Source organism: Pseudomonas hefeiensis (genome assembly GCF_030687835.1).
Taxonomy (GTDB): Bacteria; Pseudomonadota; Gammaproteobacteria; order Pseudomonadales; family Pseudomonadaceae; genus Aquipseudomonas; species Aquipseudomonas hefeiensis.
In genome coordinates, this window is record NZ_CP117449.1 from 4,006,815 (window position 1) to 4,029,262 (window position 22,448).

20 protein-coding genes and 1 pseudogene are annotated in these 22,448 nt (G+C 58.3%); 12 read left to right on the forward strand and 9 right to left on the reverse strand.

Annotated features, from left to right (window positions below; genetic code table 11):
* Window positions 1–227: 227 nt before the first annotated feature.
* From dapA to gbdR, 3 genes and pseudogenes are all read left to right on the forward strand, one after another.
* Window positions 228–1,118 (forward strand): 4-hydroxy-tetrahydrodipicolinate synthase, encoded by an 891-nt coding sequence (dapA, locus tag PSH57_RS17900; protein WP_305384540.1) that lies wholly within the window; start codon window positions 228–230, stop codon window positions 1,116–1,118.
* Between the two features lie 23 nt (window positions 1,119–1,141).
* Window positions 1,142–2,470, forward strand: coding sequence for an NAD(P)/FAD-dependent oxidoreductase (locus PSH57_RS17905; protein WP_305384541.1), 1,329 nt, complete (start codon window positions 1,142–1,144; stop codon window positions 2,468–2,470).
* A 40-nt stretch (window positions 2,471–2,510) separates the two neighbouring features.
* Window positions 2,511–3,479, forward strand: a pseudogene (gene gbdR, locus PSH57_RS17910) (choline metabolism transcriptional regulator GbdR); the annotation flags it as partial.
* 80 nt (window positions 3,480–3,559) lie between these two features.
* On the opposite strand, the gene PSH57_RS17915 reads toward gbdR, so the two are convergent.
* The 7 genes from PSH57_RS17915 to PSH57_RS17945 all read right to left on the reverse strand — a co-directional run bounded on the left by PSH57_RS17915 (window position 3,560) and on the right by PSH57_RS17945 (window position 9,647).
* Complete coding sequence (locus PSH57_RS17915) at window positions 3,560–4,549, reverse strand: isopenicillin N synthase family dioxygenase (protein ID WP_305384543.1); 990 nt, start codon at window positions 4,547–4,549, stop codon at window positions 3,560–3,562.
* Window positions 4,550–4,835: 286 nt separating this feature from the next.
* Window positions 4,836–5,084: a ribbon-helix-helix protein, CopG family gene (locus PSH57_RS17920; RefSeq protein WP_305384545.1), complete on the reverse strand. Its 249-nt coding sequence runs from the start codon at window positions 5,082–5,084 to the stop codon at window positions 4,836–4,838.
* Between the two features lie 51 nt (window positions 5,085–5,135).
* Window positions 5,136–5,756 carry a dimethylsulfonioproprionate lyase family protein gene (locus PSH57_RS17925; protein WP_305384546.1) on the reverse strand — a complete coding sequence of 207 codons (621 nt, stop codon included), beginning with the start codon at window positions 5,754–5,756 and terminating at the stop codon, window positions 5,136–5,138.
* Window positions 5,757–5,775: 19 nt separating this feature from the next.
* Window positions 5,776–6,804 (reverse strand): Ldh family oxidoreductase, encoded by a 1,029-nt coding sequence (locus PSH57_RS17930; protein WP_422766043.1) that lies wholly within the window; start codon window positions 6,802–6,804, stop codon window positions 5,776–5,778.
* A 58-nt stretch (window positions 6,805–6,862) separates the two neighbouring features.
* A complete protein-coding gene (locus tag PSH57_RS17935) occupies window positions 6,863–7,762 on the reverse strand; it encodes a glycine betaine ABC transporter substrate-binding protein (RefSeq protein ID WP_305384549.1) in 900 nt (299 codons plus the stop codon).
* Between the two features lie 200 nt (window positions 7,763–7,962).
* Window positions 7,963–8,898 (reverse strand): electron transfer flavoprotein subunit alpha/FixB family protein, encoded by a 936-nt coding sequence (locus tag PSH57_RS17940; protein WP_305384550.1) that lies wholly within the window; start codon window positions 8,896–8,898, stop codon window positions 7,963–7,965.
* A complete protein-coding gene (locus PSH57_RS17945; RefSeq protein ID WP_305384552.1) occupies window positions 8,898–9,647 on the reverse strand; it encodes an electron transfer flavoprotein subunit beta/FixA family protein in 750 nt (249 codons plus the stop codon). Before PSH57_RS17945 ends, PSH57_RS17940 begins: the two co-directional genes overlap by 1 nt.
* 210 nt (window positions 9,648–9,857) lie before the next feature.
* On the opposite strand from PSH57_RS17945, the gene PSH57_RS17950 reads away from it, so the two are divergent.
* Genes PSH57_RS17950 through PSH57_RS17960 form a run of 3 tightly spaced genes read left to right on the forward strand, consistent with a single transcriptional unit; the run spans window position 9,858 to window position 13,506 of the window.
* Entirely contained in the window at window positions 9,858–11,894 is a 2,037-nt protein-coding gene (locus PSH57_RS17950) for an NADH:flavin oxidoreductase (protein ID WP_305384554.1), read from the forward strand.
* 60 nt (window positions 11,895–11,954) lie between these two features.
* Entirely contained in the window at window positions 11,955–13,079 is a 1,125-nt protein-coding gene (locus PSH57_RS17955) for an S-(hydroxymethyl)glutathione dehydrogenase/class III alcohol dehydrogenase (protein ID WP_305384556.1), read from the forward strand.
* A gap of 43 nt (window positions 13,080–13,122) precedes the next feature.
* Window positions 13,123–13,506, forward strand: a complete 384-nt coding sequence (locus PSH57_RS17960) for a VOC family protein (protein WP_305384557.1) — start codon at window positions 13,123–13,125, stop codon at window positions 13,504–13,506.
* Window positions 13,507–13,925: 419 nt separating this feature from the next.
* On the opposite strand, the gene PSH57_RS17965 is transcribed toward PSH57_RS17960, so the two are convergent.
* Together PSH57_RS17965 and PSH57_RS17970 are read right to left on the reverse strand one after the other, a co-directional pair.
* A complete protein-coding gene (locus PSH57_RS17965) occupies window positions 13,926–14,711 on the reverse strand; it encodes a pyrroline-5-carboxylate reductase family protein (RefSeq protein WP_305416702.1) in 786 nt (261 codons plus the stop codon).
* On the reverse strand, window positions 14,701–15,408 hold the full coding sequence (locus PSH57_RS17970; RefSeq protein WP_305384559.1) for a TetR/AcrR family transcriptional regulator: 708 nt from the start codon (window positions 15,406–15,408) through the stop codon (window positions 14,701–14,703). The genes PSH57_RS17965 and PSH57_RS17970 overlap by 11 nt, the downstream gene beginning before the upstream one ends.
* Before the next feature lie 460 nt (window positions 15,409–15,868).
* Here PSH57_RS17970 and choW point away from each other — a divergent pair, with 460 nt between their 5' ends.
* From choW to PSH57_RS18000, 6 genes are all read left to right on the forward strand, one after another.
* Window positions 15,869–16,717, forward strand: coding sequence for a choline ABC transporter permease subunit (choW, locus tag PSH57_RS17975; RefSeq protein ID WP_305384561.1), 849 nt, complete (start codon window positions 15,869–15,871; stop codon window positions 16,715–16,717).
* Window positions 16,714–17,937: a choline ABC transporter ATP-binding protein gene (gene choV / locus PSH57_RS17980; protein ID WP_305384562.1), complete on the forward strand. Its 1,224-nt coding sequence runs from the start codon at window positions 16,714–16,716 to the stop codon at window positions 17,935–17,937. Before choW ends, choV begins: the two co-directional genes overlap by 4 nt.
* 30 nt (window positions 17,938–17,967) lie before the next feature.
* Complete coding sequence (locus PSH57_RS17985) at window positions 17,968–18,906, forward strand: LysR substrate-binding domain-containing protein (RefSeq protein ID WP_305384563.1); 939 nt, start codon at window positions 17,968–17,970, stop codon at window positions 18,904–18,906.
* Window positions 18,907–19,044: 138 nt separating this feature from the next.
* Complete coding sequence (locus tag PSH57_RS17990) at window positions 19,045–20,301, forward strand: aromatic ring-hydroxylating oxygenase subunit alpha (protein ID WP_305384564.1); 1,257 nt, start codon at window positions 19,045–19,047, stop codon at window positions 20,299–20,301.
* Window positions 20,302–20,310: 9 nt separating this feature from the next.
* Window positions 20,311–21,447 (forward strand): FAD-binding oxidoreductase, encoded by a 1,137-nt coding sequence (locus PSH57_RS17995; protein WP_305384565.1) that lies wholly within the window; start codon window positions 20,311–20,313, stop codon window positions 21,445–21,447.
* 85 nt (window positions 21,448–21,532) lie between these two features.
* The gene (locus tag PSH57_RS18000; protein ID WP_305384566.1) at window positions 21,533–22,447 is read left to right on the forward strand and encodes a LysR substrate-binding domain-containing protein; all 915 of its coding nucleotides are present in this window, start codon (window positions 21,533–21,535) and stop codon (window positions 22,445–22,447) included.
* Window position 22,448: the final 1 nt, after the last annotated feature.

Here is a 22,448-nt window from a genome sequence, read left to right on the forward strand (position 1 = left end):
GCTGGCAGACAACCTCGGCTGTGTCGCCGGACGTTCGTTTCACTACGTGCGGCCGCGCGCCCACCTGCCTGCTCTTTGGTTACGGGTATCCCCCTATTCGCCTGGCACCAACTTATAACGCAGGGTCATGTATTGCCTTCAATAAATGTTAGTTGTTGCGCCAGTGTTGCCCCCCGTAATCTGCATACGAACCAAAACCGCAAACTATTTTAATAACAGGGCACTGTATGAACTTCGATGGCGTGTGGACTCCCGTTGTAACTCCCTTTAATACTTCGGGTTCCGTGGACTTCAGGTCGCTGGAAAACATCATTGACTCACTTATCGAACCAGGTGTGCATGGCCTGATCGTCGGTGGTACGACGGGCGAATACTATGCCTTGTCCCACGATGAACGGCTGGCGCTTTTCGATTTCATCGCCGACTACGCCAAATCGCGTATTCCGTTGATGGCGGGTATCAACGCCACCACCACCCAGGAAAGCCTCACGCTGGGCCTTCATGCAAAAAAAGTGGGTTTCAATGCCATTCTTCTTGCCGCTCCCTACTACTGCCAACCGACGCAACAAGAACTGCTGATCCATGCCTTGAGCGTCGATGACGCGCTCGACATGCCCATCATGCTCTACAACTTTCCGGCCCGGACCGGGACTGAAATGTCGTGGGCGTTCATCAACGGGCTTAAGGGCCGCCCCAACTTCCAGGCCATCAAGGAAAGCACCGGTTCGATTGAACGCATGCACGGCCTGCTCAACGAACACACCGATCAGCTGCAAGTGAGCTGCGGCATGGATGACCAGGTGCTGGAATTCTTCACCTGGGGCGCCCGCAGCTGGGTCGCTGGCGCGTCCAACTTCCTTGCGCCAGAACATGTTGCACTGTACCAGGCGTGTGTCGTGGAAAAGGACATGATCAAAGGCCGTGAACTGGCTACCCGTTTACTGCCGATGCTCAACCTGCTCGAACAAGGCGGCAAGTTCTGCCAGTACATCAAACACGGCTGCGAATTGGCCGGCCAGCCGGTGGGTGTGACCCGCCTGCCTTTGCAACCGCTCAGCGATGCAGAAAAAAGCGCATTCAAGATCGTTTATGAACAGCTGACGGCTCATCGCGCCTGACCCATACGGCGGAGGCGTTTGCCATGCAGCTTCAGTGTAATTTCCTGCCTCAAAACGATGGTCAACCCGGTTGGTACGAAACGCTGCCACCGCCCGCCCCCGGCAACCCGCTCAAAGGCGCCGTCAGGGCCGACTGGGCGGTGCTCGGCGCAGGCCTGGCGGGTTTGGCTGCCGCCCGGAGACTGGCCGAACTTCTACCCGAGGCGTCGATTGCGTTGATCGACGCCAAGCGGGTCGGTTTCGGTGCGGCCGGACGCAACTCCGGCTTCATGGTGGACTTACCCCATGACCTGACGTCCCACAGCTACACCTCCGACCGGACCGCCGACCAGCGAATCATTCGATTGAGCCGTGGCGGCATCGATTTCATGCGCCAGATCGTCCAGCGCGAAGGCATCGAGTGTGATTGGCGCGAGCAGGGCAAGTTGCATGGCGCCGTCAATCCACAAGGCATCGCCGCGCTTGAGTCTTTTGCCAAAGGGCTGAACGGGTTGGGGGAGCCCTACACGATGCTCGATGCCGCGCGGATGAAAGCGATCACCGGTACCGACTTCTACAAATCGGGGCTGCATGCCCCCGGTTGCGTACTCGTTCAACCCGCCGCGTTATGCAGGGGCCTGGCGCAATCGTTGCCGGCGAACGTCACGTTGTATGAAGACAGCCCTGTATTGAACATTGAGCTTGGCAAACCTCATGCGCTGACGACCGCCCAAGGCGTGCTTTCGGCGCCGCGCATGGTCATGGCCAACAATGCCTACGCGGCACCGTTCGGCCAGCTGGGGCTCAAGGGGCGGTTGCTACCCGTCTACACCTACGCCAGCTTGACCCGGGAGTTGACCGCCGAGGAGCAGGCCCGCCTGGGCGGCGACCAAAGCTGGGGGCTCATTCCCGCTGACCCGCTGGGCACCACCGTGCGCAGGCTCGCCAATGGCCGGATTTGCATCCGCAACTCCTTCACTTACAACCCTCGCCTGGCAGCGAGCCCCCGTACGCTTGAGCGTGTACGCCGCGCTCACCGCCATTCCTTCGAGGCACGTTTTCCAATGTTGCCGGGCGTGCCGTTCGAATACACCTGGGGCGGCGCGCTGTGCATTTCGCGCAACTCCGGATCGGCCTTCGGCGAGATCGCCCCGGACGTGTTCAGCGCCGTGTGCTGCAACGGCTTGGGCCTGACCCGCAGCACCGTGGCAGGCAAACTGATCGCCGAATACGCCGTGGGAATGGACAGTGAGTTGCTGGACATCATGCTCGATCAACCCGCCCCCTGCTGGAATCCACCGGAACCTTTCCTGGGCCTGGGGCTGCGCTCTTCCATTGCCTGGAAGGAGTGGCAGGCAGGTGCGGAACTCTGATTGCCTGAACGCTTGGATATGCCCCCAAGAGGAGCACAATATCGTGTCTACTTCGCAGGGCCCTGCCCCACGATCCATCGGATTCCTTTTGTTGGATGATTTCACGTTCATCTCGCTGGCATCGGCCATAGAACCCTTGCGCATGGCCAATCAACTCTCCGGCGGAGAGTTGTATCGATGGCTCACCCTGGGCAAGGACGCAAAACCTGTGCGTGCCAGTGCCGGCTTGCAAATAACGCCCGACGCGAAAATGGAAGATGCCTCGGCGTTAAGTACCGTGATCGTGTGCGGTGGGATGGGTATTCAGAACAGCGTAAGCCATGAACAGGTGCTTTGGTTACAACACCAGGCCCACCTGGGCGTCCGACTGGGTGCCATCTGCACAGGAAGCTGGGCCTTGGCCAAGGCCGGACTGCTGGAGGGGCATAGGTGCAGTGTTCATTGGCAATGCCTGGCGGCGATGCGCGAAGCCTTTCCTGGAGCAGAGACCACTTCACACCTGTTCTCTATCGATAGAAATCACTTGACCTCTGCCGGCGGCACGGCGCCAATGGACATGATGTTGCACTTGATCAGGAGCGAACACGGTCGTGAACTGGCAGCCGCAATCTCCGATATGTTCATGTACGAACGCATGCGAGATGATCAGGATCACCAACGGATACCGCTCAAGCACACCCTTGGCGAAAATCAACCCAGGCTACAAGCGGCCATCCTGTTGATGGAGGCCAATCTGGGTGCGCCCCTCGAGCTCAATGCGCTGGCATTCAAGGTAGGCGTTTCACGTCGCCAGCTGGAGAGGCTGTTTCATAAGTATTTGGACCTTTCTCCGGCGCGCTATTACCTCAAGCTGCGTTTAGTCCGGGCACAACAGTTGTTGAAGCAGACCTCATCGCCCGTCCTGAAAATAGGCACGCTGTGCGGCTTTGGTTCAGCGGCACAGTTCACCAGAAGCTATCGCGGGCACTTCGGTGTAACACCTCGCGATGAACGTACTTCGTCGTATACCTATAGGTAGTCACCCCAGCGCCTCCCGGGGCGGTCACCGTCTCTACGCAGGCGGTGACCGGGTTCCACCCATGGTTGGCGTTAGACCGCCTCGACAGCCTGCAGGTGAGTGTAGCTGGCGACAAAGCGACTGTATTTGTGTTGTCCGCAGGTGTAGGGCGTGTATTTGGCCGGGTTGCTGACGCTGATGCACGTCGCCACGGTCTCGACAGTCGCATCGAAGTCCAAGTCGATGAAGAATGGAATGGAATACCGTTCGACACCGCTGGTATTGATGACGCGGTGCATCGTCGACGTGTAGCGATCATTCGTCAGGGTTTGCACCAGGTCACCGATGTTGACAATGAACGTATCTTCCACCGGTGGGGCGCTTACCCATTCACCCGCGCGATTGCGTACTTGCAAGCCTCCGACCTTGTCCTGGAAAAGGATCGTCAGAAAACCATAGTCCGTATGTGCTCCAATCCCGATTTCCTTTTGTGAAATTTCGCCACTCTGCGAGGGGTAGTGCAACAAGCGCTGGATAGTGATCGGTTTGCGTTGCAGTTTTTCAAAGTAGTCCACTGGCAGATCGAGGCTCAGTGCAATGGCACTGATGAGCTTGCGCGCCAAGTCAAGCATTGCACCATGGTAGGCGTCACAGACATCCGAAAACTTCGGAAGCTCGGGCGGCATCAAGTTCGCTCCGAAAAAAGGCGACACTTCGTCGTAGTGGGCGCCGTAGTCGAAGCATTCCTTGAAATCGCGGGTGTTTTCCGGATCGACGTTTTCCGCGTACATGGGAATGTAGCCGCGAAGCGTGGGACCTGAATTGACCACATTCATCTTATTTTTTTTATCAAAAGGCATGGCAAAGAAGCTTTTCGTCTGAGCATACATCGCGTCGATCAATGCGCGCGAAACGCCATGATTCTTAATATAGAAAAAACCAACTTTCTCACACGTTTCGCCAATCTGGCGCGAGACTTTTCGCGGGTTGCTCCCGTCGAGTAACGGTGCGATGTCAATAAAGGGAATTTCTTCGAATGCGGTCTGTTTGCTTACAAGCCTGGTATCGGTCATCTGAACCATCGGTCGATCCTCAACGAAAGCGCCGTGTTTAATTATCCTGAAGCGAGTTGTAGCCTTTGGGATCAAGCGTGTTCATCTTGACCTCGTATGCTGAAGTCATTGTTCAGGACTGAACAGGCACGAACAAACCATTTTTCATTCAATATTCATGAGAAAAAATCAATCATTAGAATAAAACCATGCCTATAACTTTCGATGTTATATGCCTGGCAGCTAATGGTTTGTTTAAGTCAGATCTCGTCAGTCATCGCCCCACTTGGCAGACCCAGGGTATGCATTTATGTCATCAAACCATTTCATCGGTACTGCAATATTTGCGAAGTCGTCGTGCGATGCTGTGGCGCCGCGTGTCCTTTTCCAAAAATTCGACCGCTATAAGCTCTTCGATGCCAGCCCCGGCCTCCACTTTTTCAATAAAATTAAGAATGGCTTTCCTCATGAACCAATGGGAGGTTCGGTCCAACTTAGCCGACGCCGACTTCAGCCTGGCCCGCGTTTCTTCGTCCAACTTGATGCCCTGCGTGGTAACCGCCATATCTCATCCTCTCAATCGCTACCCGGGTTCATTTACTCTTATAACGAGGCATTAATGCATCAGGCCCCACAATGCCAGAAGTGGAACATCCGTCGACTTCATTGCATGGACACACGATGGCGGGTTGAAAACCAAACCTCCTGACCCGGGGCTCCACCAGCCCACGTCCTCCCGATACCAGTCCCCCGGTGACAGAACGAGGTAGAACTCGGCAGGCGGGTGTTGGTGATAGGGGTAGCGGGTCTCGGGCATCATCAGCGCCAACCCCAAGGTCAAGGTGGAGCATTCAAATAACCCTCCCGGACCGGCGATCATCCCGTGGCGATGCCGCTCCACGAAAGCGCTGTCCTGGTCGGCCCGGGCTTGGCGGTTTATCCAGGTGACATGGGGCAAGAGCGTGCCTAACGCATTGTGTATCGACACCAAATGCTCATTGGTTCTTGGCGCAGCGCCGAGCGCTTCGGATAAATGCCCCTCCAGGAAACCCGGCAGCAGATTTGAAGTTTCCGCCGTCTTCCTGATCGTCCATTGGGCCGTAGCAAGAGATGCGATATGTGCTTGCGCCGTATCGCTGGCATTGCCTGACAGGACGCTCTGCAGCGAACGCCTGAGCAAGTCGCCGCTGCGGATAATGTCCTGATCCCACGATGGATCTTCAGTGCTGTTAATCATCGTTTTCGATCCCATTGGCTTATAGACGGCTCAGCTGTCCCAATAGGTCAACAGGAACACTGATCCCATCATTCTGCGCGTTGATCATTGAGTGTTGCCGTTCCCATCCTGGCCTGTGGACGCCCATCTGCGTCAGGCGGGACAGTTGACTTGAAAGCCGCTGTTCGAATCCCGTGGCAAAGAATTCCGGCGCCAGGACCAGGATCAACAGGCCACAGCCAGGCGTCTGGGCTCCTTGATTGAAAGACGGCGCATCCAACGACCAGTTGGCGCCCGTGAGCCCCGCCGCCAGGACCTCGACCATGAGCATCAGATTGGCCCCACGATGGCCACCAAAAGGCAGCAGCGCACCGCTCAACGCCGCCAAGGCATTGCGTGTTCCGTTGCCATCCTGGTCCACCGCCCAGCCCTCAGGAATATCGCTGCCCGTCGAAGCGGCGTGGGCGATATTCACGAATGCCGCGGCACTGCACGCCTGATCGAACAGCAAGGGGATGCCATCGGCTGAAGGCGCGGCAAATGAGAGCGGATTGGTCGAGTAGGTCTTGCCCTTGGCGCCAGGAACGGCAACCAGCGCCGGCCCGTTTGCAACCGCCAAGGCAATCAACCCGGCCTGGGCAAACCGCAGCGTGTAGTCACCCAGCTCGCCGCTGGTGAAACTATTGCACTGACTCAGCGTGGCCATGCCATTGGTGCGGGCGGTATGGCACAGTGAATCGAAACACCGATCGACGCCAAGCTGGGCAATTCCGCCTCGGGCATCAGATTTGAGGATAATCGCGCCCGCCGAGGAGATTCGCGGCTCGGCACGTGGATTGATTCGCCCGGAGGAAAAACCCGGCAAGTAATCGGCGAGATGCCGAAAACCCACGGCCTGGTTACCGCGCGCTTGCGCAGCCACGGTGGCGTGGGCCAATGATGCGGCAACCGTGGGTGAGCAGCCTTTCGCTTCGCAGAGATGCGTCACCCAGTCGATCGCTTCATCAACGGTAAAGCGACGATAAGTTGTGGTCTTCAAGGGTATCGCCTGAATATTCGTTCGATGCATCCGATGCCCTTCACCACAGACACCGGACGGCAACACAACTATTGGATAGCAACGGCCCTTACTGGGACGGTGTCGCGGAAGCGGTCTGGCTACCGAACATCGCCTCGAAGCGAGGCTTATTGGCGGCGTAGTACTCTGCAACGACCTTGTCTGCCGAGCTGTCACGGGCGGTCGACATCAACTTCTCAAGGTCAGCCTTGGGGATCTTGAAGTTGGCGAAGAACCGAGCGACATCAGGATGCTCGGCGCTGAAACCTTTGCGAGCAACCGCATGGATTTGCTCAGCACCACCGAAAATCTGCTTCGGATCATCCAGGTAGCGCAGCGGCCACTTGGCAAACATCCAGTGCGGGCTCCAAGCGTTGATCAACGACCATTTGTCACGCTTGATGTTGCGATCCAGCTCGCTCAACATCCCGGACTCTGAAGAGGCGACCATTTTATAACCATCAAGCTTATATTCCTTGATGGCCTTTTCCGTCAGTTTGTACTGACCATTGCCCACTTCCGACGTCAGGATCTTGCCACCGAGTTTTTCCCGTACTTCAGGCTTGTTGAGGTCTTCGACACTGGCGATCTCGCTGGTCGGAATGGACGTTGGCACCGCCATGCCGATCCGACCTTCATACAGCACGCCGAGGTCTTCGAGCTTGTCTTTGTACTTATCGTAGAACGCTTTGTGAGTGCTCGGCAGCCAGACCATCGGAATCAAGTCGATATTGCCGTTAGCCAGGGCCTGGAACTGAATGCCAATATCGGCGAGTACCAATTTGACCGGTTGCTTCAAGTGCTCGCGCAATGCCGTATCTGCCAGCTTTACAGCGATTTCCGTATCCGACCAATTCACCCATCCAATACGGATAGGCGTGGGTTCCTCGGCGTGAGCCGTCAGACTACCGGCAGCTATCGCCAGGCCTGCAAGCCAGCCGATACAAGTTTTACTGGATAACGTAATCATGGTGCATCTCCGCGTACTGTATTAATAGTTATTGGCAGGGCAGCAGAAGAATTAACTTCCCTCATAAAGGCAGAGTGCCATTACGCCCTCAAGGGATTTTATGTTATGCATGGATAAGTTTTAGTTATACGAAAACCCTTCATGTATTCAGGTGGTTCGGCCCTCCTCCGCCATTTGGCGGAGCTTATAAATGTAAGCACTCACAATGCTTTTTCGAGCGCCGGCAAGGCCTCGAACAAATCCGCCACCCACATGTAATCCGCCACTTGGGCAATCGGCGCTTCAGCGTCCTGATTGATCGCAACGATGACCTTTGAACCGCTCATGCCCGCCAAATGTTGAATGGCGCCGCTGATGCCCGCTGCGATGTAAAGCTCTGGCGCGACAATTTTCCCCGTCTGCCCGACCTGCAAATCATTGGGGGCAAAACCCGAATCTACCGCGGCACGCGATGCGCCTACGGCACCGCCAAGCTTGTCCGCCACCCGCTCGATCAGGGCGAAATTCTCTTTGCTCTGCATCCCGCGGCCACCGGACACGACGACCCGAGCGCTCGACAGGTCGGGCCTTTCGCTGGCCGTCAGTTGTTCGCTCACGAAGCGCACGTTGCTTGCACTTTGTCCGCCCTCCACCGCCACCACTTCGCAGCGATGCTCATGGGACAAGGCCTGGGCGAACGCCGAGGCGCGGACGGTGAGCAACTTGATCGGGTCAAGGGACTGCACCGTGGCGATGGCATTGCCGGCATAAATGGGCCGCTGGAACGTGTCCGTCGAGACGATGTGGGTGACGTCGGACAGCATGCCGACATCCAGGCTCGCCGCGACCCGTGGCAGCATATTACGGCCCCTGCTGCTGGCGTCGGCAACGACGTGCGTATACCCCTCGTCCACCAGAGAAGTGATCAGCGGTTGGGCATTTTCAGCCAGGGCGTTTTCGAACATCGCCCCTTGTGCGAGCAGCACCCGGGCCAGGCCCTGGGCCAGCGTCGCCTGTTGCGCCACTGCCGATGCGTCCGCCCCGCCCATCACCAGCAAATCCGTCTCGGCACCCAGGGTCAGGGCGGCGGTCACGGCACTCCACGTACCTGCCGTCAACTGGCCGGCGCTGTGCTCGGCGATCACCAATGTGCGCATCAAATCACCCCCGCAACGTTTTTCAATTTATCCACCAACTCGGCCACCGAGCCGACGTTGATCCCCGCTTTGCGCACTGCGGGCGGGACCACCCCTAATAAACGAGCGTGTTCCTTCACGCTCGCGCCCAAGGTGTCAGCGGCAATGATTTCAAGCGGTTTTTTCTTGGCTTTCATGATGTTCGGCAACGAGGCGTAGCGCGGTTGATTCAGGCGCAAGTCGCAGGTCACCACGGCCGGCATGGCGAGGGCGAGCACCTGGCTGCCACCGTCGACCTCACGCTCGACCACCCATTGCCCGTCGACATGATTGACGGCGGAGGCGTAAGTGGCCTGACCGCTGCCGATCAACTGCGCGACCATTTGCCCGACCTGGTTGTTTTCCTGGTCGATCGCCTGTTTGCCGAACAGGATCAATTGCGGCTTTTGCTGATCGATCACTTTGCTCAGGTACTTGGCGACATTGAGCGGTTCGAGTATCGCACTCGTCTCGATCAGCAGCGCCCGGTCCGCGCCGAGCGCCAATGCCGTGCGCAGTTGTTCCTGGGCGGCCGACGTGCCCACCGAGACCACCACCACTTCGGATGCCAGCCCCTTCTCCTTGAGGCGAATCGCCTCTTCCACCGCGATTTCGCAGAACGGGTTCAAGGCCATTTTCACGCCATTGAGCTCGACATCTGAACCGTCGGCTTTCACCCGGACCTTCACATTCGGGTCGATGGCGCGCTTTACCGCAACGAGTACTTTCATGGTTCTTCGCAGAGCCCCTTGCACTTTGGATCGATGCGCGATGGCCGGCCGCACGAGCCGGACCACCCCTGTTTCGACTGGATGGTAATCCTGGTTTTTCCGCCGCGCAAGAAAAATGTACACCTGTGTCCCAATCGTTGACACACATGAACATTCGACATACCGTTATGTCAAACCAAGCCTGATGTTCTGTTCCCGGAGCGCAACACCATGTCCAGCGATCCTCTGCTGCAGCCCTATAAGATCAAACACCTGACGCTCAAAAACCGGATCATGACCACCTCCCATGAGCCGGCTTATCCTGTCGACGGTATGCCGAAGGATCTGTACCGCGCCTATCACGTCGAACGTGCCAAGGCCGGCGTGGCGCTGACCATGACTGCGGGCTCCGCCGCCGTTTCCCGGGACAGCCCGCCGGTGTTCAACAACGTGCTGGCGTACAAGGACGAAGTGGTCAAATGGATGAAGGACCTGACCGACGAATGCCACGAACACGGCGCGGCGGTGATGATCCAGTTGACCCACCTGGGGCGCCGCACGCGCTGGGACAAGGCTGACTGGCTGCCGGTCGTCTCGCCGTCCCATCGCCGCGAAGCGTCCCACCGGGCCTTCCCGAAAAAGATGGAAGAGTGGGACATCGACCGGATCATCAAGGATTACGTGGACGCCGCCGAACGCATGAAGGCCGCCGGTCTTGATGGCTTGGAACTGCAGGCGTATGGGCACCTCATGGATCAGTTCTGGTCGCCACTGACCAACGATCTCGACGGGCCCTACGGGGGTTCGCTGGAAAACCGGATGCGCTTTACCTTCGATATCTTGCGGGGCATCCGCAAGCAATGCGGTGAGGATTTCCTGCTCGGGGTGCGCTACACCGGCGATGAGGGCCTGCCCGGCGGCTTCGGCGCCAGCGATGGCCTGCAGATTTCCCACATGCTCAAGGACAGCGGCCTGGTGGACTTCCTCAACGTCGTTCGCGGGCACATCGATACCGATGCCGGCCTCACCGACGTGATTCCCATCCAGGGCATGCGCAACTCGCCACACTTGGATTTTGCCGGCGAGATCCGTTCAGCCACCGGTTTCCCAACGTTCCATGCGGCCAAGATCCCGGACGTCGCCACGGCGCGACACGCCATCGCCTCCGGCAAGGTGGACATGATCGGCATGACCCGGGCGCACATGACCGACCCGCACATCGTGCGCAAGATCATCGAAAAGCGCGAAGAGGACATCCGTCCCTGCGTCGGCGCCAACTATTGCCTGGACCGCATCTATCAGGGCGGCGCGGCGTATTGCATCCACAACGCCGCCACTGGCCGCGAAACCACCATGCCCCACGAAATCCCCAAGGCGTCGGTCAAGCGCAAGGTGGTGGTGATCGGCACCGGCCCGGCAGGCCTGGAGGCGGCACGGGTGGCCGGCGAACGTGGCCACGACGTCACGGTGTTCGAAGTAGCGGATCAGCCCGGTGGGCAGATCCGCTTGACTGCCCAGAGCGAGCGTCGCCGCGAGATGATCAGCATCATCGACTGGCGCATGGCGCAATGCGAACGACTGGGCGTGAAGTTCCAGTTCAACACCTGGGCCGAAGCCGAGACCGTCATGGCCGAGTCGCCGGACGTGGTGATCGTCGCCACCGGCGGCTTGCCCCATACCGAGGTACTCAAGCAGGGCAATGAACTGGTGGTGTCGACCTGGGACATCATTTCCGGCGACGTCAAGCCCGGCCAGAACGTGCTGATCTTCGACGACGCCGGCGATCACGCGGCGCTACAAGCGGCCGAGGTCATCGCCAACAGCGGTGCGAAACTGGAAATCGTCACGCCGGACCGGTCGTTTGCGCCGGAGGTGATGGCGATGAACCTGGTGCCTTACATGCGCAGCCTGCAAGACCTGAACGTCACCTTCACGGTCACCTATCGGGTCGACTCCGTGGAGAAGCGCGACGGTCAATTGGTGGCCAACTTCGGTAGCGATTACGGCCAGGTGCACAAGCAGCGCGTGGTCGATCAGGTGGTGGTCAACCACGGCACCCTGCCCCTGGACGATTTGTACTTCGAACTGCGCCCGCATTCGAGCAATAACGGCGCGGTGGAACAGCACGACCTGATCGCCGGGAAAACCCAGAATATCGTGACCAACCCGCAGGGTCGTTTCCAGCTGTTCCGGATCGGCGACGCGGTGTCGGCGCGCAATACCCACGCGGCCATCTACGATGCGCTGCGGCTGGTGAAAGACATTTGAGGTCATGCCCCTGATCCCATGAATCAGGGGCATTTTTGATACTTAACACGAGGCTCTTCCATGTCAGCACAGACCTTGAAGTCCAGGGCTGCGGTCGCGTTCGCGCCCAATGAACCACTGCGACTGGTCACTATCGATGTCGCGCCGCCCAAGGCCGGTGAGGTGCGTGTTCGCATCGTCGCCACTGGCGTCTGTCACACCGATGCGTTCACTCTTTCGGGCAGCGATCCCGAAGGCATTTTCCCCACGGTTTTGGGGCATGAAGGCGGTGGTGTCATCGAGTCCATCGGCGAAGGCGTGACTTCCTTGCAAGTCGGCGACCACGTGATCCCGCTCTACACCGCTGAATGTCGGCAGTGCAAATTCTGCCTATCAGGTAAGACCAACCTCTGCCAGGCCGTCAGGGCGACCCAGGGCAAAGGCTTGATGCCCGATGGCACCTCGCGCTTCTCCTATGAAGGCAAGCCGCTGTTCCACTACATGGGTTGCTCGACCTTTTCCGAATACACCGTGCTGCCGGAAATTTCCCTGGCGAAGATTCCAAAGGATGCCCCGCTGGAGCAGGTGTGCCTACTCGGCTGTGGGGTGACCACGGGGATCGGCGCCGTGCTCAACACCGCGAAAGTCGAGGCTGGCGCCAGCGTGGCGATCTTCGGCTTGGGCGGTATCGGCCTGGCCGCGATCATCGGTGCAAAGATGGCCAACGCCGGACGCATCCTTGCCATCGACATCAACCCAGCCAAGCGTGATGTCGCCCTGTCGTTGGGCGCAACGGATTTCATCAATCCCAAGGAATATGACAAGCCGATCCAGGATGTCATCGTCGAACTCACCGACGGTGGCGTGGATTATTCGTTCGAGTGCGTCGGCAATGTGCAACTGATGCGAGCGGCACTGGAGTGTTGCCACAAAGGTTGGGGCGAGTCGATCATTATCGGCGTCGCCGGCGCAGGCCAGGAAATCAGCACGCGCCCGTTCCAGCTCGTCACCGGTCGCGTATGGCGTGGCAGCGCCTTCGGCGGCGTGAAGGGCCGCACGGAGCTGCCCAGTTACGTCGAGAAGGCTGGCCGCGGGGAAATCCCGCTGGAAACCTTCATCACCCACAACATGCCCCTGGAAGATATCAACGAAGCCTTCGAGTTGATGCACACCGGGCAAAGCATTCGTACCGTTATTCATTTCTGAGATCCGGTCGATCGTCCAATTACCCCATAGAAAGGAAACCAAGATGTCCGTTTTTACCCATGTCACCGTCGGCACCAACAACCTGGCAAAAGCACGTGCGTTTTATGACGTCACCTTGAAAGAAATCGGCCTCAAACGCGTTGCCGACCTCGACGAAGCCGGCTCCATCTGGGGCGTCGACAAACCATCCTTCTTTGTACTCAACCCGGCCAATGGAAACCCGGCTTCTATCGGCAACGGTGTCACCGTGAGCTTCGAAGCACCGAACCGTGCTGCGGTCCTGGCTTTCCATGCTGCCGCGTTGGCAAACGGCGGCGTATGCGAAGGCCTGCCAGGTCCTCGTAGCTGGGCTGACAATGCCTACGCCGCTTATGCGCGTGATCTGGACGGGAACAAGCTGGCGGTGTACTGCTTCAAAGCCGAATAGGATTGGCGGTTGGGGTGAATATCCGTTGCTGGGGTAGCGGCGGCTGGCGGTTCCTCCCTTACAGCGGGTCACTTTTGGAAGAGCCGGGAGCCGGACCTGCCAAAAGTAACCAAAAGCGCTTTGCCCCACCACTCGGCACCTCGCTTAGGCTCGGTTTGCCCCAGATCAAGATCAAAAGCGAGGCGGCCTGACAGCCGGCCTGGTTTGGGTGGGCCGCGTTTCTCCTGTGGGAGCGGGCTCGCTCGCGAAAGCGGTGTCACAGTCAATGAATATGTTGGATGTGCTGCCCCCTTCGCGAGCAAGCCCGCTCCCACAAAGGGTTTGTGTTGGGCATGGATGTTGTGTCTGCTGAAGATCGAATGTGGGAGCGAGCCTGCTCGCGATGCGGTAGTGGCCGTTACCCGACACCGATCGTTTTATCAGGCTTGAAGCCCCTTGCGGGCCACCGCGGCACCTGCTTGCAACGCCCTTCCAATCTGCTCTTCGAAAGGTCCCTGGCTCATCGCCTGCAAGGCGGCAGCCGTTACACCGCGATAGGCCACCAAAGCGTCGATCATCTGCTGTGCATCACGGTTGGCCAACAACTGGCTGCTGTTGACTACGACATTTTTCGCGGCAAGCTGCGCGATATCATCAGGTATGCCGGCCAGCATCGCCTGATGGGCCAGTGCCATCATCAACAAGGCCGGAAAGGCCGGACCGGTGCCTGAGAGTGCCGAGAGGTAATCGATGAAGTCCTCCTCCTGGACTTCAGCAGCGGTGCCCACACATTCAAACAAACGCTGCACAAGGATTTTCGTCGTCGCCGCTACCCCGCCCGAACAATACCAAGGCGTAAAGGACTGCTCGATTTCCACCGCCGCATTGGGCATCGCCCGTACGACCGCCGAAGCCAAGGACTGTGCAGCAATTGCCTGCGCCGTGATGCCGGCCATCAAGGAGATCACGGTTTTGCCCGTCGCATTGATGTTCAAGCTGGCGAACTGCTCGGGGCGAACCGCGATGATCACGATGTCGCTGCGATCCACCAGGTCCTGGTTGTCCGTGACCAGACTGGCACCTTGTTGGACCAACGGATGGTTTCCCGAACGATTGGAAATGACCAGGTTTCCCGACGGCACCAGTCCCTTCGCCAAGACCGCCTTGGCAATCGAGCCGCCCAGCCAGCCGGTTCCGCCAATGATTCCCACGGTCTCATTGATCATCGGCGGAACCTTCATCGAAAGTATCCGTCAAGGGAACAAAGACCCCTGGCTCTTTTTCGGCATAGCCGAACTTCCCATAGAAACGATCCAGCTCACGCTGCTTGGGGACTTTGCCGGTGAAGATGCTCACGTAATGAGGAATGCGCTGGAAGCGCACGGTGATCAGCTCAGTCGTGTTCATGGTGATGTAGCCGATCTGCGTCAGGTAGATCGTTCGGGCCCGAGCATCAGCCCCCTGAGTGTCATAGCCAAAGCGCTTGAACATGCTCGCCAGGGCGTTCATTCGCTGCTCGTCCACAACTGCGACCTCCTGGGCCACTTCAGCGGACTGAAGCGCCCAGCTGCGCACGGCAAACTCGAACTGCGAGTCGAACAATTGCGGGTTGAGCCAGCACTCGAACACATTCAGGATCGCCTCGGAGATGCTTTCAGCATAGCTTTCACTTTGCCGTATCAAGCCCCCCGTATTGGTCTCTCGCCAGCGAGACAACAACGCCGCCAGCAGTTGCTCGCGATCCTCGAAGAACCAGTAGAAGCTGGTACGTGACAAGCCCAGGCGCTTGGCCAGCGGCATGACTCGAACCGCATCGATGCCCGATTCCTTCAGGGCCTCGTAGGCCGCTTCCAGCCAGCCCTCCGGCGAGCCCCGCCAGCCTGCGTCCTGGGCCTTGCCGCGTGCCTTCCCTACCTGGGGCATCTTTGCTTACCTTCTTTAAAATAATGCGTAACGCGAATGTACTAGCATGACCGTCAAATGTACACCTGAGTACATTTGATTGACTTTTCTGCCCGAGAAGTGGTGAGTCATTAATGATAAAAACTCATGAGGCACTGACATAAAATGGTTTGTCAGCAAAAGGCACCTGGATAACTATCTCCCACAGGCAACGGACTCCAAACCAAAACAACAACGAGCCGCCATCATGAATCTTGCAGTGCACACCTCTGAAGGACACTCGACACCCGGCCAAAGAATGCCGGGACGACTGGCTTTGACACACACGTCATCTGTTACTCATCCCCTGCCCAAACTTCGATAACTGCTTATTACGCGACGCCTCGTGCCGTCGCTTTGTGTTGCCTGGAAACCTGGCACACGAAGCTGCGCCCGGGCGGTTGCTGGCGTGCGATTTCTTTCCATCAGCCGGATTAGTGATATGTGGATTACACAAGAGAAGCTTCCACTGGGCGAACAAATCGCCCGGTATGTCGAATGGTTGACTCAACATGGCGCAGGTATTTTCGACGCCATATCGTTGTCGTTGTCGGGCGTCATCACCGCATTGACCAACGCGCTCCTTTGGTTCAACCCCTTGGCGTTGATCGTTGTATTTGTCCTGCTTGCCTATTACATCCAACGCAAGGTGAGCCTCACCCTCTTCGTGGCCCTCTCGTTCCTGCTGATATTCAATCTCGGCTACTGGCAGGAGACCATGGAGACCCTCGCCCAAGTGTCCTTCGCCACACTCGTCTGCGTGGTCATCGGCGTACCGCTAGGCATCGTTGCGGCACATCGACCCTGGTTCTATACGGTCTTGCGGCCAGTCCTCGACCTGATGCAGACCGTGCCCACCTTCGTCTATCTGATCCCTACCCTGACGCTCTTCGGCCTGGGTGTGGTTCCAGGGTTGATATCCACGGTGGTATTCGCCATCGCCGCCCCTATTCGCCTGACCTACCTGGGCATCTGTGACGTACCCGAAGAGTTGATGGATGCCGGCAAGGCCTTCGGCTGTTCGCGCCGCCAATTGTTGGCGCGCATCGAACTGCCCCATGCCATGTCCAGCATCGCCGCCGGTATCACCCAGTGCATCATGCTGTCATTGTCGATGGTGGTGATCGCCGCACTGGTGGGCGCCGACGGCTTGGGCAAGCCAGTGGTCAACGCCTTGAACACCGCCGATATCTCGATGGGTTTTGAAGCCGGCCTGGCGATCGTGCTGCTGGCAATCATCCTCGACCGAATCTGCAAACAACGTGAAGCCGTGAAAAGAGGTGACGCATGAGCATCATCCGTTTTGAAGACGTCGACGTCATCTTCTCGGCCCGTCCGAAGCCCGCACTGGATTTGCTCGATCAAGGATTTTCGCGGCCGCAGATTCTGCAGAAAACCGGTTTGATCGTCGGTGTGGAAAAAGCCAATCTGGAGATCAACAAAGGCGAGATCTGCGTGCTCATGGGCCTGTCCGGCTCCGGCAAATCCAGCTTGTTGCGTTGCATCAACGGGCTGAACACCGTCAGTCGCGGCAAGCTGTTCGTCGAGCACGAAGGCCGACAGATCGACATCGCCTCCTGCACCCCGGCCGAACTGAAGATGATGCGCACCAAACGCATCGCCATGGTGTTCCAGAAGTTCGCCCTGATGCCTTGGCTGACGGTGCGCGAGAACATCAGCTTTGGCCTGGAAATGCAGGGCCGGCCGGAAAAAGAACGCAAGAAGCTGGTGGATGAAAAACTCGAACTGGTGGGCCTGACCCAATGGCGCAATAAAAAACCCCATGAGTTGTCCGGCGGTATGCAGCAACGGGTCGGCCTGGCCCGCGCCCTGGCGATGGACGCCGACATCCTGCTGATGGACGAACCGTTCTCGGCCCTCGACCCGTTGATTCGCCAAGGCCTGCAAGATGAGCTGCTCGATCTGCAGCGCAAATTGCACAAGACCATAGTGTTCGTCAGCCATGACCTGGACGAAGCCCTCAAGCTGGGCACGCGCATCGCCATCATGAAAGACGGCAAGATCATCCAGTACGGCAAACCCGAAGAGATCGTGCTGAATCCGGCCGACGACTACGTGCGTAACTTCGTCGCCCACACCAACCCGTTGAATGTGCTGTGCGCAAAAAGCTTGATGACCCCGCTGGACCAGTGCGTTTTCGCCCGTGACGAATACTGCCTGGATACGGCTCAAAACCTGTGGATGGTGGTGAACCCGCAGCGTCATTTGGCCAGCGCTCGAAAAGGCGCCACAACCGCACACGTCCAATCATGGAATCCGACCGAGCAAATCGAGACCTTGGCTCGACAGCCCACTTGCGTACCGTCGACGACTACCATGCGCGACGCCCTGCAGATTCGCTACGAAACGGGCCATCCCCTGATCGTGCAGGACGAGGCCGGTACTGTCCTGGGCATATTGGGCGACGGTGAACTGTATCGGGCACTGCTGGGGCACAACCTGTCGCACCCCGCGCTTTCTGAACCCGCAAGAGAATCTTCGGTGGCTTGATTCACCAGGCAACGGCGTTGGAACACACCTATGCAACCCAGCGATATCGATAAAAAGGTCAAGGGCTATCGGCGGTTGATACCGTCGATGACGGCGTTGCTGGAATTTGAAGCCGTGGCGCGGCTGGCCAGTTTCACCCTGGCAGCCCAAGAGCTGGGCGTGACCCAGGCGGCCGTCAGCAAACAAATCCGGTTGCTGGAAGATACCCTGGGGACCAAGCTGTTCCATCGACTTCATCGGGCGATCAAGCTGACTCACGAAGGCTATGTCCTGCACCTGGTCGTCGCCGAGTCCATTCATCGCATGGCCAGTGTCTTCGACAAAATTGCCGAGGGCATTGGTGAGCAGGAGATCACCATCGCCTGCACGGAGGCGTTTTCTCACTTGAGGATACTCCCCAGATTGATCGCTCTGCGCACCTTGCAACCGAAGTTGAAATTGCGCTTGATGACGCAGCAGATCTCGCCAAGTTCATATCGGGATGACGTCGACCTGGCCATCCGTTTCGGCAATGGAAAATGGGAGGATGGCAGTTCAGTTTTCCTGTTCGATGAAGAAGTTTTTCCCGTTTGTTCGCCGGCCTGGCTTGCCGCCAACACGGCCCCTTCGTCCGTTACCGATTTTTTGGACACGGCGCTGATTGATTCGGACTCCACCCTGGAAGGCTGGATGACCTGGAACCGTTGGTGCCGGGAGCTCGGCGACCTGCGCCCCAAACTCAACTATTCATTCCGCTGCAGTTCCTACAACGATGCGATCCAGGCGGCCATCCAAGGCCATGGCATTGCACTGGGATGGAGCCGGCTGATCGCGCACCGGCTCAACAGCGGTGAACTGATCAGAATTACGCCCTACGTGGTCAAGCCAAAAGACGCTTATTACCTGGTTGTTCCGAGCGGTCGAAAACTTGCTCCCATCACCCAGGCACTGATCGATTGGCTGCGGGACGATAGTTATCTAAGCCATTGATTTTATAGATGTTTAATACCACTTTTACGCATAACGCAAAGTTATGCGAACGTGAAAATAAAGCGCGTTGACGGTCTTATCCCACCTTTCCAAACTGTACTCGCCGCCTGATCAATTTGAATGTGAGCGAGACCTATAATGACAATCAATGCCGTGAAGACCCATCGTGAACTCTTGGCCGACCGCACGCCCGGCCATGGCATGCCAGGCGGTTTGTTTGGTCGCCAGGATATCTTTGAAACCGACGTCGATGTTTTCTTCACGAAACACTGGATTCTGGTCGGTGTCACCAGCGACGTCCCCGAACCCGGTGATGTCTCGACCATCGATATTGGCAAATCCTCCATCCTCCTGGTGCGCGATGACGATGAGCATGTGCAGGCGTTTCGCAATGTCTGCCGCCATCGCGGGGCTCGTTTGAAACAGGCCGGCAAGTCGACGGTGGGCATGCTGGTTTGCCCCTACCACCAGTGGAGCTACGACCTGGACGGCAGCCTGAAACATGCGGCACACATGGGCCAGGACTTCGACCCAAAATGCAAAAGCCTGATCCCTGTGCACACTCGGGTCATCGGCACCCATGTTTTCGTCTGCCTGGGCGACGAACCACCAGAAGACATCCTGTACCTTGACCAGGTCATGACGCAGCGTTTCGCCCAATACGACATTGTCCACTCAAAGATCGCCCACGAATCGGAAATCATCGAGAACGGCAATTGGAAACTGGTGATCGAGAATAACCGCGAGTGTTATCACTGCGCCGCCACCCACCCGGAATTGACTGCGTCTTTCCTGCCCGAAGATTTCGGCTTCTGCACCGATGGGCTGGGCGAGGATTCACTTCAGGCACTGGCCGAGTATCACCGCCGCAATGCCGACACCAAGACCAACTGGGAGCGCGAAGGCTATATCTGCGATGCCGTCGAACACCTGGGTGAAGATGCCGTGACCCAATTCCGCTCGCAGCGACTGGCCATTGCCGGCAACGGCGAATCCCAGACCCTGGACACCCGCGTGGCGTGCACCCGGCTGTTTGGCGAACTCACCCGCCGCGACTTGGGCGACGTGCACCTTTGGACGCACAACTCCTGGACCCATGTCATGAGCGACCATGCCGTGGTCTCCTACATCATCCCCCTGGCGCCCGATAAAACCCTGGTGCGCACCAAATGGCTGGTCCATGCCGATGCCGTCGAAGGCGTCGACTACCAAGTGGATAAGCTGACCGAAGTCTGGGCGGCGACCAACCTGCAAGACGCCAATCTCGTCGGCATCACCCACAGCGGCACCCAGGATCCCGCCTACACGCCCGGGCCGTTTTCGGCCTTTACCGAAACCTATGTCGACCAGTTCTCGCGCTGGTACGCGGCGCGTCTGGCCGCCCATGGCGTGTGAGGAATGAACATGACGACTTACGAAATCCTGACGAGCCCTGGAAACACCAGCGCGGTCCAGCGCTTTACCGACCCGACCACCTGGGGCACTTTCGGCGCGCAATGGCACAGCGGTGAACAAAAAAACCTGCAATGCTGCGCTGTGCGCCAGGAAACCCACGACGTCAGGACCTTCATTTTTCGCTGTGCGGACTTCAGCGCGCTGGGCTTCGAGCCCGGTCAATTCATCACGATCGCGCCGGTCATTGGCGGGCAGACCATTGCCCGCTGCTACACCCTGTCGTCCTCCCCCACCCGGCCGTTTGCGTTTTCCATTACCGTCAAGCGTGTGCCGGGGGGCGCGGTGTCGAACTGGCTGCATGACCACCTCAAGCCCGGCGACAGCCTGAAGGCGTCCGGCCCGGCGGGCAGCTTTACACCGGTCGGTCATCCGGCGACCAAGTTGTTGTACCTGTCCGCTGGCTCCGGCGTAACACCCCTGATGTCGATGACCCGGGCCGCCTGCGACATGGCCGGCAACCTCGACATCGTGTTTGTGCACAGCGCCCGTACGCCTACCGACATCATCTTCCACGCAGAGTTGACGCGCATGCAGGCCGCCATGCCGGGGCTGCGAGTCATCAGTATTTGCGAAGGGCTCGGCGACACCGCTCAATGGCAGCAACCGATAGGCCGGCTCGACTTGTCGTTGTTGAGTCAGCAAGTGCCGGACTACAAGGAACGGGAAATCTTTACCTGCGGTCCCCAAGGCTACATGGAAGCGGTCAAGTCGCTACTCAGGGAAGCGGCGTTCGATTTCGCCCACTACCATCAGGAAAGCTTCGACATCACCGCCCTGAATGAAGAGCCGTTGGTCGAGCAGGCCGCTACGCTCAATCAGCAGGACGTTTTCACGGTGACCCTGTCGCGTTCAGGCAAAACATTCAGCATGCCGGGCAATCAGACCGTGCTGGCCGCCGCGAAGAAAGCCGGCGCCATCGTGCCCTCCTCCTGCAGCCAGGGCGTTTGTGGCACCTGCAAGACCGCCCTGCTACAGGGTACGGTCGAGATGAATCACAACGGAGGTATCAGGCAACGGGAAATAGACAAAGGTCTGCGTTTGCTGTGCTGCAGCAAGCCCACTTCTGATTTGGTCCTTGATCTTTAGCCGTGTCTCACTAATTAGGTAGTCACTGCGCACGGGCTTCTGCACAATCTCCGTGCACCAAACATTTATAAGGCAGTGAAGCCTGATGAAACTGCAACCCTTGCCGCCCCTCAACAGCCTGGTGGCGTTCGAGTCCGCCGCCCGCCACTTGAGTTTCACCGTGGCAGCACGCGAACTGAACGTCACCCAAGGTGCAATCAGCCGCCAGGTACGCTTGCTCGAAGACTATCTGGGCACGGCGCTGTTCACCCGCACGACGCGGGAAATCAACCTCACCGCCTCGGGCACCCAGTATTACGAGAGCATCCGCGATACGTTGCAGCAAATCGCCCAGGCCACCGCGGGAATGCGCCATTGGCAAGGCGCGCAACAGGTCACTGTCGTCACCAGTACGGCGATGGCGTCATTGTGGCTGCTACCGCTTGTGTCGGAGTTCCAGCGCCAGAATGAAGAGATTGACCTGCGCATCATCGCGACGGACCAAGTCAGTGATTTTTCCCGGCTGGACTGTGACCTGGCGCTGTATTACTGCAGCACGCCGCCGAAAAACATGAAAGTCACGCCGCTGTTCAACGAAGAGATTTTCCCGGTATGCAGCCCCGCCTATCTGGCGCAGCACCCAGGGATCGAGACGCTCGAGCAGTTGGGTGGATGCACCTGGTTGTGGCTGGAAGACCAGCACCGGGACTGGATTGGCTGGAGAGAATGGTTCCAACGCCTTGGCTACCCCGCGCCAGAACCTCGGCGGCGCATCAATATCAACAGCTATTCCATGCTGATCCAGTCGGCGCTGGCTGGCCAGGGGATCGCCCTGGCCTGGTCGGGCCTGCTCAGCAATCACTTGCAAACCGGCAACCTGGTGCGGCCGACACAAGCCATCCTGCGTACCAACGCACAGTTCTGCCTGCTGGAACCCCAAGGCCGGGCCCCAAACAGGCAAAGCGTCAGCCGCTTCCGCCAGTGGCTGATGGCGCATCTGGCGGAGACGGTCGACGTTTGAT